A 14,489-nucleotide genomic window follows, 5' to 3' on the forward strand; every position below is an offset into this window, starting at 1 on the left:
GCACTTGGGCTATACCGGCACCGCCCCGCGGCGGAAGCGAGAGAACATGGCCACCTTCTTGGTAGTGGCGGCCTGTAGCACTGCCTGCGCTGCCATGCGGCCGGTTTCAGCGGCGCCGTTCATGTAGCCCTGGAAGTAGGCGCTGCAGTGCTCACCGGCAAAGAACAAGTTGCCCACCGGGCGGCCTTCGGCCCCGGCAATGGTGGTGTACTGGCCGGGGCGGTAGCAGGCATAGCTGCCGCGCGTGAGCGGGTTGCTGGGCCAGTGAAAACGCTCGACTTTGCCGTTGTACTGGGCCCGCGTGCCGGGCCAGGCGGCCTCCAGCGTGGGCAGGAAGCGGCTCACTTGTGACTGCGGCGTGCCAGTGCCCATGTCGACGCCCACCTGGCCGCCTACATATACGGTGTAGGCGCCGGCGGTGCCGGGCTGCAGCTGGCTGCCGTCCCAACCGCTTTGGGTGGCCTGGTCGGAGAAGATGTAGCCGGTGCAGCCGTTGGTGCGCCAAGGGCGGCTGTTGAAACCCAGGAACAGTTTGGCATTGGTGCCATAGCCCAGGTTGTTGATGGCATTCACCTTCCAGGATGGCAAGGGCAGGTTGAGGCTGACTTGGCGCAGCACGCTGAAGGGAATGGTCATCACCACGATGTCGGCCGTCACGGTGACGGTGGCTCCGCTGGCCTGCTGGAAAGTCAGTACGTACTCATCGGCAGGCTTGGCCAGGGCCACCAGCTTGTGCTGCAGCGTGATTTGGCCAGCCAGGCGCTGGGCCATGGCGTCGGTCAGGCGCTGGTTGCCGCCCTGAATCTTGTACCGCTCGTCGCTGATGCCGAAAATGTCGAACGTGCCCTTGCGGGTGTCGGGCGAAAAAAGCCAGAGGAAATTGATGGCCGTCTGCTGGGTGGCTTCGAGGCCGTATTCGGTCACGTAGGCCACTTCCAGCAGCGTGCGAATCATGCCCGTCATGCCAATCGAGTCAAAATACCCCGAGATAGACAGCTGGTCATAGGGGCCGGCCGCGCCGTAATTGTCGAACACGATGGTGTTGGGCATGGCCCGCACGTCGTCGGTGATGCGGGCCACATAGGGCTGGAAGGCCTGAATGACCTCCTGCAGCGAGCACCGGCGGCCATTGAAGAAGTAAGTATCCTTCTCCAGGGCCGTTTCGCTGGGCGATTCCACGTCGTAAAGCGGCAGGCCAAACTCCGTCACCAGGTTCAGCATGTCGACGTGGCCGCTGTCGATGAACTCGCCGCCCAGCTCCGTGGTGAGGCCGCTGCCCATCAGGTTTTTGGCGGTGAAGATGCGGCCGCCCGCTCGGGTGCTGGCATCGTAGAGGCTGGCCTGAACGCCGCCTTTCTGCAGCTTGAGGGCGCAGTTGAGGCCCGCCATGCCGGCGCCCACTACCACCACGCGGGCTGGGCCACCCTGGGCGTTGCTGCCCCGGAAGACCGTGAGGTCTGGAGCGGGCTCCGGGACCACGGTTTCGCAGGCGGCCAGCAGGCCGGTGGCGCCGGCCAGTGCGCCGAGCTTGGCGCTGTTGGCCAGGAACCGGCGGCGGCCCTGGTCCTCGGCCTGCGCGATGAGCTCGGGCACAGAGGGCGCGCCGGGCTGCTCGGCGGCCACGGCCAGCCCAAACGCTTTTTGCAGCGAACGCAGCAGGTCGGTGCGGGCCAGGCGCGACGATGAAGGAGTAGCGGTGTTTTTCATGCAGGAAAAATGAATGTTGGATGGGAAGAGAATTCAACCTGCAAGCAACGACCTAAAAACTTATTGCCCAAAGGCGTAAGTTGCTTTCAGGTAGAAGAAAGCTCCGTTGGCGCCCATCTGCACCATGTGGTGGGGCAGAATGTCGTGGTCATAGGGCGTGGTAGAGGGCGTGCCGTAGGTTTTGAGGTAGTAGGCCTGGTAGTCGGCCGCCGAGGCGAAGCCGTCGGGGGCGTGCCCGTTTTTGGCGGCCTGCAGCAGGTTGTCGGGCCGCACGTTGAACAGGTTCTGGGCACCGGCGGCCAGGGTCAGTCCTTTCATGGGCTTGTAGGTGAGGATAAGGTCGGTGACGGACTTAGGGCTGAACACCAAGTAGTAGCTTCCCTCTTCCAGCCCGTCGAAGTTGAAATCGTAGGACGCCACCTGGCCGAAGCGGGTGTAGCGGGTCGTGGCGCCCCATTTCACGCCCTCGTAGCCCACGCTGGCCAGCAGCTTGCTTTTGGGGCTGCCCGTGGTGATGAGCGACAGCTGGCGCTGGCCGATGAAGTTGTTGCCGGCAATTTCATCGTTCTGGATGCCCCGAAACAGCGTGGGCACGTTGAGGCTGCGCAGGGTAGTTTCGTTGAAGTTGGCGGCGGCGGTGACGTGCAGCGTACCGCGGCCCAAGGTGCGGCTGTAGCTGGCCACCAAGTCGAGGCCGCGGGTGCGGGTGTTCAGGGCGTTAGCGAAGAACTGCACGCTCGTGGTTTCGGCCTTGTCGAGGGCGTCGTCGAGCTGCGGCGCAATGCCGGCGCCAAACTCGTTGGTGAGCGAGATGCGGTCATCGATGTCAATCTGGTACGCGTCGGCCGTGAAAACCAGGTCTTTGGTGGGCGTGAGCACCAGGCCCAGGCTGGCGTTGCGCGACTTCTCGGCCGTGAGCTTGCTGATGCCGGCCACCTGCGCAATGTCGCTCTGGTTGTTGTAGATGCCCGAGTAGGTGGTGCCGCTGGCCGTGGGCAGCAGCGTGAGCTGCCTGTACAGCTGCTGGTGCTGCGAGGGCGCCCGGAAGCCAGTGTTGTAGGCCGCGCGCAGGGCCAGCCACGTGGTGGCCTGCAGGCGCGAGGTGGCTTTGTAGATGAGGGCCGAGCCAAAGTCGGAATACCGCTCGTAGCGCACAGCGGCGCCCACGGTCCAGTTTTTCAGCACGTCGGCTTCCACGTCCAGAAAGCCGGCCACGTTCTGGCGGCTGCCCGCAATGGCCGAGGTGGGGTCGAAGCCGATGAAGCCCTGCGAGCCCCCCGAGGCGCCCGGCTGGCCCGCCTGGTAGTCTTTCCAGGAGTTTTCGTCGCCGGCCACAATCTCAAAGTAGTCGTTGCGAAACTCGGTACCGAAAGCCACGTTGGTGCCGGCCAATACGTTGTCGAACAGGCGACTGGCCGTGGCGGTGGTCACGGCCTGGGTAAACTGCAGCCCGCCGGCCTCAAACGAGGTAGGCGACTTGGCGCCCAGCGAGGGGTTGAGGGTGTTGTCGAGGTCGTAGCGCATGCGGTTGGTGCCGAGGCTCTGGCTCAGGTCCAGGTCCCAGCGGCCCAGCTTGAGGTCGAGGCCCACCACGGCAGCCGCGTCCTGAATGCGGGTATTGATGTTGGGCTGGTAGCCCAGGCTGAAGCCCGGCTGCGTGCCCAGGTCGGCGGGGTTGGCGCTGGGCAGCACCCAGGGCGCCACGGCCTGGCCACGCCGGTAGTTGTAGGTACCGAAAGAATAAAAGCGCGCCTTCTCCGACAGCTCGATGCCGGCGTTGTACACGGCCCGGTAGTTAGTCATGATGGCGTCGCCGTTGCGCTGGCGGTAGTCCTTGGCCGTTTTCTTGTTGGCCAGCAGGAAGGAGTCTTCGCGGGCCCGAATGCGGGAGTACACGGGCCAGGAATTCAGGTCGCGGGCGTAGTCGGGGCTGGTGGTGTAGCCGCGGTAGTCCACTTCGCCGGTTACGTTCAGGAAGCCTTTGCTGCCCAGTTTCAGGCCTTTGTTGAGGCTCAGCGTGGTGTTGTAGCCAAAGCCCGACTGATGGATGCCGTTGTTGACCATGACGCTGCCGCCGTGGTTGTCGTTTTTCAGATTGAGGTTGATAACGCCCGCAATGGCGTCGGAGCCGTACTGGGCCGCCGCGCCGTCGCGCAGGATTTCCACCCGGTCCAGGGCGTTCGAAGAGATGGTGTTCAGGTCGGTGGTGGCGCTGCCGTAGGGCCGGCTGCCCAGCAGGTTGATGAGGGCCGACGTATGGCGCCGCTTGCCGTTCACGAGCACCAGCACTTGGTCGGAGCCCAGGCCGCGGAGCGTGGCGGCGTCCACGTGGTCGGCGCCGTCGGCCGAAGTTTCGCGCACCGAGTTGAACGACGGCACCGCGTAGTTGAGCAGCTGCGTGTTGTCGACGCGCGGAGCCGCCAGGGCCAGTTCGCGCATGTCAATCACGTCCACGGGCGCCACCGACTCCAGGGCCGTGCGGTCGAGGCGGCGCGTGCCTACCGCCACCACGTCGGGGGCCAGCACCAAAGTGAAGTTGGCCGGTGCGTCGGCCTTCAGAAACACGTTGTTGATGACTTGCGCGCGGAAGCCCGGCTGGCTGATTTGCAGCGCATACGGCCCGCCCGTGAGCAGAGTATTAATGCTAAATGCTCCCCGCGTATCGGTAGTGGCTACGCGCCGGATGCCCGTGGGCAGATGCAGCGCCGTAATCGACACGCCCGTGAGTGCCCCTCCCCTTTCGGTCTGAATTGTGCCGACAATGGTGGCTGTGCTGGTGGCTTCGCTTTGGGCCCAACTACGGGCTGGAGCGCCAGCACCGGCCGCCAAAGTCAGAAAACAAGAGAGTCGAAGTAAACGCATAGAAGGGAGCGTGAGAGGTTGGATTTATTATTCCAAAAATTAGAATCAGGTCTAATTTTTGGACACAAACTTCCCAAGCGCGCGACCGCACTTTCCCCTTTTTCGCCGAACAGCTGCTTATAATCCTTAAAGGCCTTTCTGCAGTCGATAAAACGACAGCTGAGTCAACAGCCTCCTATTTCGTGCACGCCAAATACTTCTGCTCATATGATAAATAGAACTATATATTTCGCTATTCACTCACAAACACACGCTTCACTCGCTCGCTCACGTTGGTGAGCAGCTCGTAGGGAATGGTGCCGATGCGGCCCGCCAACTCGGGCAGCGGCAGCCCCTCGCCAAATATCAGCGCCACGTCGCCGGCGCGTACCCCGGCTATGTGCGTCACGTCGACCATGCACATGTCCATGCACACCGAGCCCACCAGCGGCGCCCGCTGCCCCCGAATGAGCACCATACCCGCCCCATTGCCGAAACGCCGGTCGTAGCCATCGGCGTAGCCAATGGCCAGCGTGGCAATGCGCCGCTCAGTGTCGGCGGCGGTGCCGCGACGGCCGTAGCCCACGGTGTGGCCCGCGGGCAGCGTCTTGATTTGGGAGATGGTGGTGCGCAGCTGGCTAACGGGGCGCAGGGCGTCGGTGTCGCGGCCGCTGGCGTCCACGCCGTAAAGGCCGATGCCCAGGCGCACCATGTCGAAATGCGCCTCCGGAAAGCGCAGAATGCCGGCCGAGTTCAGCGCATGCTTGAGCACCGCGTGGCCCAAAGCTTCTTCTATGGCGGCGGCCATGCGGCGAAAGGTCGCCAGCTGTTCCTGCGTGAAACCGTCGTGCGCAGCTTCATCGGCGGCGGCCAGGTGGGTCATCACGCTGGCCACGGGCAGGCGGGCGGCGTGCTCGCGCAAGCGGGCCAGCAGGGCCGGCAGGTCGGCGTCGTCGAAGCCGAGGCGGCGCATGCCGGTGTCGAGCTTGAGGTGTATTTTGGGCACCGGCAGCGGGCTGACCAATAGAGTCTCACTCACGGAGGTATCAAACGCCATCAGAAACTCATCGAGCATCTCAAAGGAGTATATCTCGGGCTCCAGGCGGTACTGGCGTAGGGTGGCGAAGGAGTCCGGTGCTGGGTTCATCACCATGATGGGCAGGCTGATGCCGGCCTCGCGCAGGGCAATGCCTTCGTCGGCGTACGCCACGGCCAGGTAGTCGGCCCGCTGAAATTCGAGCAGGCTGGCCACTTCGTAGGAGCCCGCGCCGTAGGCGAAGGCCTTCACCATCACCATGAGCTTGGTGCCGGGCTGAAGCTGGCGCCGGTAGTGCTGCAGATTGTGGCTCAGCGCATCGAGGTTGACTTCCAACACTGTGCCGTGCTGCTGGGCCTGCAGGGCCGCCACAATTCGCTCAAAGCCGAAGCGGCGGGCGCCCTTCACCAGCACCACTTCGCGGGCAAAGGCGGCGGGGTCGAGTTGGGCAAGAAACGCCTCGGTGCTCTGGAAATACTCGGCCGCCAGGCCTTCCGGAAACACTCTTTGCTGCTGGCCGATGGCTTCGCCGATGCCGATGAGCCGCGTAACGCCCGCCGCGGGCAGCAGGGCGGCTACCTGGGCATACAGCTCCTCACCCGTGAGGCCCGACTCCAACACGTCGCTCAGAATGAGGGTGCGGCGCCCCGGTCGCGGCTGCCGGGCCAAGGCATTGAGGGCCAGCGAGAGGCCGGCCAGGTCGTTATTATAGGTATCGTCGAGCAGGTAGGAGTCGTGGCGGCCCAGCTTCATTTCCAGGCGCATGGCCACGGGGTGCAGGCGGGCCAGGCGGCGCTGGATTTCGGCTGGGTCCAGGCCGCGGTGCAGCAGCACGGCCAGGCAGTGCAGGGCATTTTCTACCGAGGGCTCGTCGGCGAAGGGCAGGGTGAACTCCGCGTCTCCCCCACCGGCCGCGGCGTGGGTTAGCCAGCGGGTGCGGCCGTCGGTGACGGGCTGCGCTTCGAAAAACAGGTCGGCCGTTTGGCCCGCCTGGCGCGTCCAGCTGAAACCGGGCAGCCCAAGGCGCGAAACGGCGGCCTGCACCAGCGGCTGGTCGGCGCAATAGAACAGGCGCTGGAAGCCGGGGCCCTCAAATAGCTTCAGCTTCTCCAGCAGCTTTTGTTCGTGGGAAGCAAAGCCGGCGTCGTGGGCCGTGCCGAGGGTGGTGAACAAGCCCTCGGTGGGCTGAATGATGCCGGCCAGCCGCGCCATCTCTCCCACTTCCGAAATGCCGGCTTCAAAGATGCCGAGCGTGTGCCGGCTGGGGTTCAGCTCCCACACGCTCAGCGGCACGCCCACTTGCGAGTTGTAGGAGCGCGGCGAGCGGCAGATGTCTTCGTCAGGGCTGAGCAATTGGGCCAGCCATTCTTTCACAATGGTTTTGCCATTGGAGCCGGTGATGGCCAGCACCGGGCCGCTGAAGCGGGCACGGTGAGCGGCGGCCAGGGCTTGTAGCGCCGCGAGCGGGCTGGCCACGGCCATGATACCGGCTTCGGGATAGGCCGCAAGGCCGCCCGGCAGGTCCTTTCCTTCTTCCACCACGAAGAGGCGCACGCCCTGGGCATAAAGGGCCGGCAGGTAGCGGTGGCCGTCGTGGCTGGGGCCGCGCAGAGCAAAAAACAGGGCACCGGCGGACAGGCCCACGCGCCGGCTGTCGAGCAGCAGGTGGCGCACCTCGGCGGCGGGGTCGGCGGGGGCTTGCAGCAGGTGGCCGGCGAGCAGCGCCGGCAGCGAGGAAAAGGGGAACACGGCGCAAAGGTCGGGCGCCCTGGCCAAAATCCCGGGCCGCGCGGTGGGCTATGCAACGGGCGCGCATCATCCGGCTTCATTGTCTTACCGCCCACCAACCAAGGCGCGGCGGGCCTGAGCCAAGTATTTATTATTTTAAGATAAACTTGCACCACACTCCCACTTCACACCTTTTACCTATGAGACAGTTTTTTATCCTGCCACGGAGCCTGCGCTGGGCGCCGGTGGCAGTATTGGTCCTCGGGGCCTGCAGCCCGAAGGCCACGTCGGTGGTGACGGAGCCGGCCGCGGCGCCCGCTCCTGTCGTGGCGGCCGTTCCCAGGCCCACGCCCGCCGGGCCGGCCTTCGAGATTCCGGTGGAGTACTACACCTTGCCCAACGGGCTGAAGGTGGTGCTCTCGCCCGACCACACGGCGCCCACGGCCACGGTGGCGGCTTACTACGGCGTGGGCTTCCGCACCGAGCCGCGCGACCGCACGGGCTTTGCGCATTTGTTTGAGCACCTGATGTTTCAGGGCTCGCAGAACCTGGGCAAGAACGAGTTCATCGGACTGATTCAGAAGAACGGCGGGGCGCTGAACGGCTCGACGCGCTTCGACTTCACCAACTACTTCGAGGTGGTGCCGGCGCACAAGCTGGAAACCATCCTGTGGGCCGAGGCCGACCGCATGCGCGGCCTGGCCATCACCCAAACCAACCTGACCAACCAGCAGGGCGTGGTGAAAAACGAGGTACGCGTGAACGTGCTCAACCAGCCGTACGGCGGCTTTCCGTGGATAGACATGCCCATGAAAGCCAACAAGAACTGGAACAACGCCCACAACTTCTACGGCGACATGAGTGACCTCGACGCCGCCAACCTGGCCGACACGAAGTCGTTTTTCAAGACCTATTACGCGCCCAACAACGCCGTGCTGGCCGTGGTGGGCGACTTCGACCCTGCCGAGGCCAAGGCCTGGGTGCAGAAGTATTATGCCGCCATTCCCAGCGCGCCGCAGCCGCCCAAGCCCGACATTGCGGAGCCGCGCCAAGAGCAGGAGCAGCGCTTCTCGAAGGACGACAAGCTGGCCACCAAGCCCGCCCTGGCCTTCGGCTACCACATGCCGGAGCGCAACACGCCTGAGTACTACGCCATGATAATGCTCGACCAGATTCTGCTGCAGGGCAACGACAGCCGCCTCTACCAAGCCCTGGTGCAGAAGCGCGGCTACACCGACAACGTGAGCGGCGGCATCAACTACCTCGGCAACCAGTTCAACTACAACGGACCCATGCTCTGGATGGGCGACCTCGTGTTTGACCCCGCCGTGCAGGCCGACTCGGTAGTGCGCGTGCTGGACCAGGAAATCGACAAGCTGAACCGCACCGGCATCGACCAGGCCACGCTGGACTTGGCGCTGGTGAAAATCCGCTCGGCATTTTACGACCAGGTGAGCGGCTCCGACAACTTCGGGCGGGCCGATTTGCTGGCCGCGTTTGCCTTGTTTGATAATGACCCCAGCCGCATCAACCGCCTGGAGGGCGAGTTCCGCAAGGTGACGCCCGACCTGATGCAAAAGACCATTCGCGAGTACCTGCGGCCCACCAACCGCACCATCATCACCGTCAACCCGCTGGCCAAAAGCTAGTTTACCTGCTACAGCACTATGAAAAAGCTAGTTATGGGGCTGCTCAGCGCGGCCCTGGTGGGTGCCGGAGCGCCGCACGCGCAGGCCCAGAAAGCCCCCGCTCCTACCAAAAAGACGGCCACCAAGCCGGTGGTTCACTCCAAAGGCGCGGCCCGGGCCGTGGCAGCGGCCAAAGCCAAGGCGGCTGTCAAACAAGCGCCGCCGGCCGGTGGCCAGCCCCGCGACTTTGCCCTGCCGGCCAAGGAAGATTTCACGCTCGACAACGGCTTGCGGGCCCGCCTGGTGCCTTTTGGCCAGGTGCCGAAGGTGACCATGATGGTGGCCGTGCAAGCGGGCAACGTGCACGAAGGGCCGAACGAAATTGCCGTGGCCGACCTTCTCGGCAAGCTGATGCAGGAAGGCACCCCTACCATGACGGCCACGCAGCTAGCCGAGCGGGTGGCGCGCATGGGCGGCTCGCTCAGCCTGTCGGTAGGGCTCGACCAAACCACGCTCTATGCGTCCTGCCTGAGCGAGTACGCGCCCGAGCTGGCCACCCTCATGGCCGATGTGGTGCAACACCCGGCTTTCCCGGCCAGCGAGCTGGCCCGGCTCAAAGCCGACATGAAGCGGCAGACGGCCCTTTCGCGGGCCCAGCCCGGCGTGCAGGCCCGCATGAAGTTCAACACGGCCATCTACGGCGACCACCCCTATGGCCGTGGGCTGCCCACCGATGCCCAGATTGACGCCCTGACGCTGGAGCAGGTGCAGAACTTCTACAAAACGCAGTACGGGGCCCAGCGCACCAGCGTGTACGCGGCCGGGCGCTTCGATGCGCCGGCCTTGCGCCAAGCCATCACCACGGCATGGGCCGGGTTCCCGCAGGGCCCCGCGCCCAAGATTGAGGTGGCCAAGCCCCTGACCAAAGGCGACCTGCTGACCCAGGACCGGCCCAACGCCCCGCAGTCGACCATTGTGGTGGGCCTGCCCGTGGTGGACCCCAGCCACCCCGACTACATCCGCATGCGCGTGATGAACTCGCTGCTGGGCGGCTCCTTCGGCTCGCGCATCACGCGCAACATTCGGGAAGACAAGGGCTACACTTACTCGCCCTACAGCTCCTTGGCCACCCGCTACCGCGCCAGCACCTGGAGCGAAACCGCCGACGTGACGACTTCTGAAACCGGCAACTCGCTCAAGGAAATCATGAACGAAGTGGAGCGCCTGCAGAAAGAAGCGCCCTCCGTGGATGAGCTAAAAGGCATTCAGAACTACGAGGGCGGCATGTTTGTGCTGCGCAACTCCACGCCGGCCGGCATCATTGGCCAGCTCAACACGCTGGACCTGCACGGCTTGCCCGAAACCTACCTCACCGAACAGGTGAAAAACATCAACGCCGTGACGCCGCAGCAAGTGAGCGACATTGCGAAGAAATACATCCGCCCCGAGGCCATGACCATTGTGGTGGTGGGCGACAAGAAGGTGGTGGAGCCGCAGCTGCAAAAATTCCAGGCCGAGCGCAAGAAGCCACTGTAGCGTTCGGCACAACATTTTGATGAGCCATTTGCTGAGCGGCTAGCCAAGTTGCAAAGCGAATGGCTCTTTTTTTGCACGCGTATCCGAGCATTTGGGGCGAACTTTAGTTCTCCTTTCTTTCCACCGGTTTCGCGGCCACCATTCCTTACCATGAAAAATTCTACCCGCAGGGGAATACTTTTTGCTTTTACCGCCGGCGTCCTGCTCACCGCTTGCAGCAAAGACAACACGCCCCCGGCCGACCTGACCCCGTATTACGAGCTCGACAACCGGGTGATATACCCTACCGGTGGCGCTTCGGTCGCCACCTTCAACCCCAGCAGCATTCAGGGCACGGCGGTGCTCACGCCGCAGGCGCTGGTGCTGGACCTGGGAGTTTCGGCAACCAAGCTGCACATGGAAGTAGACCGGGCCCAGCTCAAGCTCCGCGACAGCCCCTTGCGCGGGGCCGACTGGGTGGGCAGCTACGCCTGGCGCAGCTTCGACCGCCCCACCGACCCCGTGTTTGTGCATTACACTTTCCGTTTCGACGGCGCGACGTCGGTATATCCGCTATCCGAAACCACGCCGCAGCTTCGAGGCAGCCTCGACATCACGGCTTTTGATGCCAAGCGCCACCTCATCAGCGGCCGCTACTCGGTGGAGGCACCCAATCAGCTCACCCCATTAGCTGGCTCCATGTTCCCGCTCATCACGCTCCGGGTGTCGGGCAAGTTCGACAACTTGAAAGTGCAGATGTAGCGCCTCGACCCAATACCGAAAAGCCGCTTTGTTAAATCGAAGCGGCTTTTTTGTGGATGACATAGTCCATTTGAAGCCTTTCGAAATTGAAAGAAGCGCTTCTTTTCCCAGGCGCTTGCTATACATAAAGCTAATTACAAACCCTTGGATGAATAACCCCAGATTATCTTTACTCCATGAATCTGCAGCAGCTCACGTACCTGGTGGCCCTGGACACGCACCGCCAGTTTGGCCTCGCCGCTGACAAAAGCTGCGTGAGCCAACCCGCCCTGAGCGTGCAGGTGCAGAAGCTGGAAGAAGAGTTGGGCGTGCTGCTATTCGACCGCGGCCCGCGCGGGGCCGAGCCCACGGCCGTGGGGGTGAAAGTCATTGCCCAGGCCCGCCAAGTGCTGCGCGAAGCCCAGCTGCTACGCGAGCTGGTGCAGGCCGAAAAGGGCGAAGTGGTGGGCGACCTGCGCCTGGGCGTCATCCCCACGGTGGCGCCGTACCTGGTGCCGCGTTTTCTGGTGGGCCTCACCGCGGCTTACCCGCAGCTGCGGGTGCGGGTGGAAGAATTGCGCTCCGAAGAAATCATGCAGCAGCTCAAGGAGCACCGCCTCGACGTGGGCCTGCTCGTGACGCCGCTCGATGACCGGCAGCTGCGCGAGTTGCCGCTGCTGGAGGAGCCGTTTTTGCTGCTGGCGTCGGCAACGCACCCGCTGGCGGCCCAGGCCACCGTGCAGCCTGCCGACCTGCAGCAGCCCGGCCTGTGGCTGATGCAGCAGGGCCACTGCTTCCGCAACCAGGTGCTGAACGTGTGCGGCCCAGCCTCCTCCTCGGGCGCCGTTACGTACGAGAGCGGCTCAATTGAAACGCTGATGGAACTTGTTCGGCGGCATCATGGCTATACACTGGTGCCGGAGCTGGCGGTGTTGGATGAGGTGGGTCACAACCCGTTACTCAAACGCTTTGCCGAGCCGGCGCCGGTGCGCGAAGTGAGCCTGGTGGTGCACCACGGCTTTGTGCGCACCCCGCTGCTCACGGCCCTGCTCGACCTTATTCTGGCCAGCGTGCCCAGCCGGTTGCACGCGGGCGAGGCCGGCGCCAAAGTGCGCTGGCGCTGAAGGCAACCCCGGCCGCCCTACTCGCGCCCATCGGGCGTTATTACCAGCCGGGAATCCTCGGCATGCACCATGCTTTTTCATCGCAGGCCGTATACTCCTCCTTTTATCCGTTTTTTTATCCCGCTCTCTTACGCCCCTTTGTCTTTAATCCGGTGGCTGGTGCTATGCGGCGGCCTGCTGCTAGCCAGCCGGCCGTTGCTGCGTGCCGCCCAAACGCCGGCCACCGACAGCTTGCGGCGCGTGTATGAGCGCACGCCCGCCGACTCGAGCCGGGTGCTGGCCCTGCTGAAGCTGGCCTACACCTACCGCGCCTCCAAGCCCGACTCGACCATGGTCCTGGCTCAGCAAGCCTGGCAGCTGGCGCGCCGCTACAATTTTGATAAAGGCCGCGGCCGCGCCCAGGGCATGATGGGCATTGTGCTGCGCGAGCGCGGCGAGCTGCCCAAAGCCTTTGCCAACCAAACCATTGCCCTGCAGCTCAGCCGCGACACCCGCGATTTGGAGGGCGAAGCCGCCAGCCTCAATGCCTTGGGCAACATTAGTTTCGACCTGCGGCAGTACCGGCAGGCCATTCGTTACTATGAGCTGTCGCAGGTCTTGTTTCAGCGCACGCGCCAACCGGCGTGGGTGGCCGGCGCCCTCACCAATCAGGGCAGTTGTTACGAGCGCCTGAATGTGGTGGACTCGGCCCTGCTGCGCCAGCGCCAGGCCCAGGACCTGCTAGCCCGGTTTCCGCGCCCCAAGCTGGCCGAGGCGCTAGCCCTGCGCAACATGGGCCGCGTGCAGGCCCGACTCGGCAACTATGCCGAGGCCCTGAGCTACTACCGTCGCTCGCTGCGCGAAACCGCCCTGACCAACGACCTGCGCAACCGCTCGGTGGCGTACTACCGCATGGCCGACCTCTACCACACGCTGCACCAGCCCGATTCGAGCCTGCTGTATGCCCGCCGGGCGCTGCAAACCGCGCAGCAGGTGTCATACCGCATCACCGTGCTCGATGCGGGCAACCTGCTGGCCCGCCTCTACCAGGCGCGCAATAATCTCGACAGTGCCTACCGCTACCAGGGCCTGGCCATTGCGGCCCACGACAGCCTGTTTGGGCCCGACAAGTTCCGGCAGTTGCAGCTGCTGGCCTTTAATGAGCAGCAGCGCCAGCTGCAGCAGCGGGCCGAGCACAAGCTGCAAACGGCCAGCTACCAGCGCATGGCCCTGCTGGCGGCGCTGGGCTTTTGCGCGCTGATTGCCGCGTCGTTGTGGCGCACCAACTACCACCAGCGCCGCGCCAACCGCCTGCTGAACGAGCGCAACGCCGAGATTGAAGCCCAGCGCAATGCCCTGGACTTGGCCCTGACGGAACTGCGCACCATGCAGGACCAGCTGGTGGCGGCCGAGAAATGGTCGTTTGTGGGCGAGCTTTCGGCCGGCATTGCCCACGAGTTGCAAAACCCGCTGGCCTTCATGCGCAACTTTGCGGCCGTGAGCGAGGCCTTGCTCGACGAGGGCCCGGCCCTGCCCAGCGCCGACCAGCCCAGCGGCTTAGAGCAAAAAATCATGGCCGGGCTGAAGCAGAACCTACGCGAAATCAGCCAGCACGGCCAGCGGGCCTCGTCCATCATCACCAACATGCTGGCCCACGCCCGCACCGGCAGCAGCCCACTGGAGCCCACCGACCTCAACGCCCTGCTGACCGACAGCCTGCGCCTGGCCGGCCTGAGCACGCCGGGGCCGGCCGGGGCCGCAGCAGTGCGGCTCGACGTGGAGCTGGCCCCCGCCCTGGGTCCGGTGCCGGCCGTGCCGGAAGAGCTGGGGCGGGCTTTTTTAAATCTGTTTACCAATGCTTTGCACGCCGTGCGCTACCGCCAGGCCAACGAGCCCGATTACCAGCCGGTGGTGCGCGTGCACACCCGCCGGGCCGAGGGGGCGGTGGAAATCCGGGTGCGCGACAACGGCATCGGCATGTCGGCGGAGGTGGCGGCGCAGGTGTTTCAGCCCTTCTTCACCACCAAGCCCATGGGCGAGGGCACGGGCCTGGGCTTGTCGCTGAGCTACGACATCATCACGAAGGGCCACGGCGGCACGCTCACGGTGGAAAGCGAGGAAGGCGAGTTCACCGAATTTACGGTGCGGCTGCCGGCCTAACTTTGCCGCGGCCGTTTGCCGCTCTTCCGC

At 64.4% G+C, this 14,489-nt stretch carries 8 protein-coding genes; 5 read left to right on the plus strand and 3 right to left on the minus strand.

The genetic code is table 11. The annotated features are described in order from the left end of the window. Positions 1-9 precede the first annotated feature (9 nt). The 3 genes from MUN81_RS00350 to MUN81_RS00360 form a co-directional block, all read right to left on the minus strand. The gene (locus tag MUN81_RS00350; RefSeq protein WP_245114431.1) at positions 10-1,707 is read right to left on the minus strand and encodes an NAD(P)/FAD-dependent oxidoreductase; all 1,698 of its coding nucleotides are present in this window, start codon (positions 1,705-1,707) and stop codon (positions 10-12) included. Positions 1,708-1,767: 60 nt separating this feature from the next. Further along, positions 1,768-4,569: a TonB-dependent receptor gene (locus MUN81_RS00355; RefSeq protein WP_245114432.1), complete on the minus strand. Its 2,802-nt coding sequence runs from the start codon at positions 4,567-4,569 to the stop codon at positions 1,768-1,770. Positions 4,570-4,801: 232 nt separating this feature from the next. Next, complete coding sequence (locus MUN81_RS00360; protein ID WP_245114433.1) at positions 4,802-7,333, minus strand: bifunctional UDP-N-acetylmuramoyl-tripeptide:D-alanyl-D-alanine ligase/alanine racemase; 2,532 nt, start codon at positions 7,331-7,333, stop codon at positions 4,802-4,804. A gap of 179 nt (positions 7,334-7,512) precedes the next feature. Between MUN81_RS00360 and MUN81_RS00365 the strand changes: the two genes are divergently transcribed. The 5 genes from MUN81_RS00365 to MUN81_RS00385 all read left to right on the plus strand — a co-directional run bounded on the left by MUN81_RS00365 (position 7,513) and on the right by MUN81_RS00385 (position 14,459). Next, complete coding sequence (locus MUN81_RS00365) at positions 7,513-8,961, plus strand: pitrilysin family protein (protein ID WP_245114434.1); 1,449 nt, start codon at positions 7,513-7,515, stop codon at positions 8,959-8,961. Positions 8,962-8,979: 18 nt separating this feature from the next. Further along, positions 8,980-10,476 carry a pitrilysin family protein gene (locus MUN81_RS00370; RefSeq protein ID WP_245114435.1) on the plus strand — a complete coding sequence of 499 codons (1,497 nt, stop codon included), beginning with the start codon at positions 8,980-8,982 and terminating at the stop codon, positions 10,474-10,476. 150 nt (positions 10,477-10,626) lie between these two features. Next, entirely contained in the window at positions 10,627-11,217 is a 591-nt protein-coding gene (locus MUN81_RS00375; protein WP_245114436.1) for a hypothetical protein, read from the plus strand. Positions 11,218-11,393: 176 nt separating this feature from the next. Next, positions 11,394-12,320, plus strand: a complete 927-nt coding sequence (locus MUN81_RS00380; protein ID WP_245114437.1) for a hydrogen peroxide-inducible genes activator — start codon at positions 11,394-11,396, stop codon at positions 12,318-12,320. A 138-nt stretch (positions 12,321-12,458) separates the two neighbouring features. Then, complete coding sequence (locus MUN81_RS00385) at positions 12,459-14,459, plus strand: ATP-binding protein (RefSeq protein ID WP_245114438.1); 2,001 nt, start codon at positions 12,459-12,461, stop codon at positions 14,457-14,459. Positions 14,460-14,489: the final 30 nt, after the last annotated feature.

Source organism: Hymenobacter sp. 5317J-9, from assembly GCF_022921075.1.
Lineage (GTDB): Bacteria > Bacteroidota > Bacteroidia > Cytophagales > Hymenobacteraceae > Hymenobacter.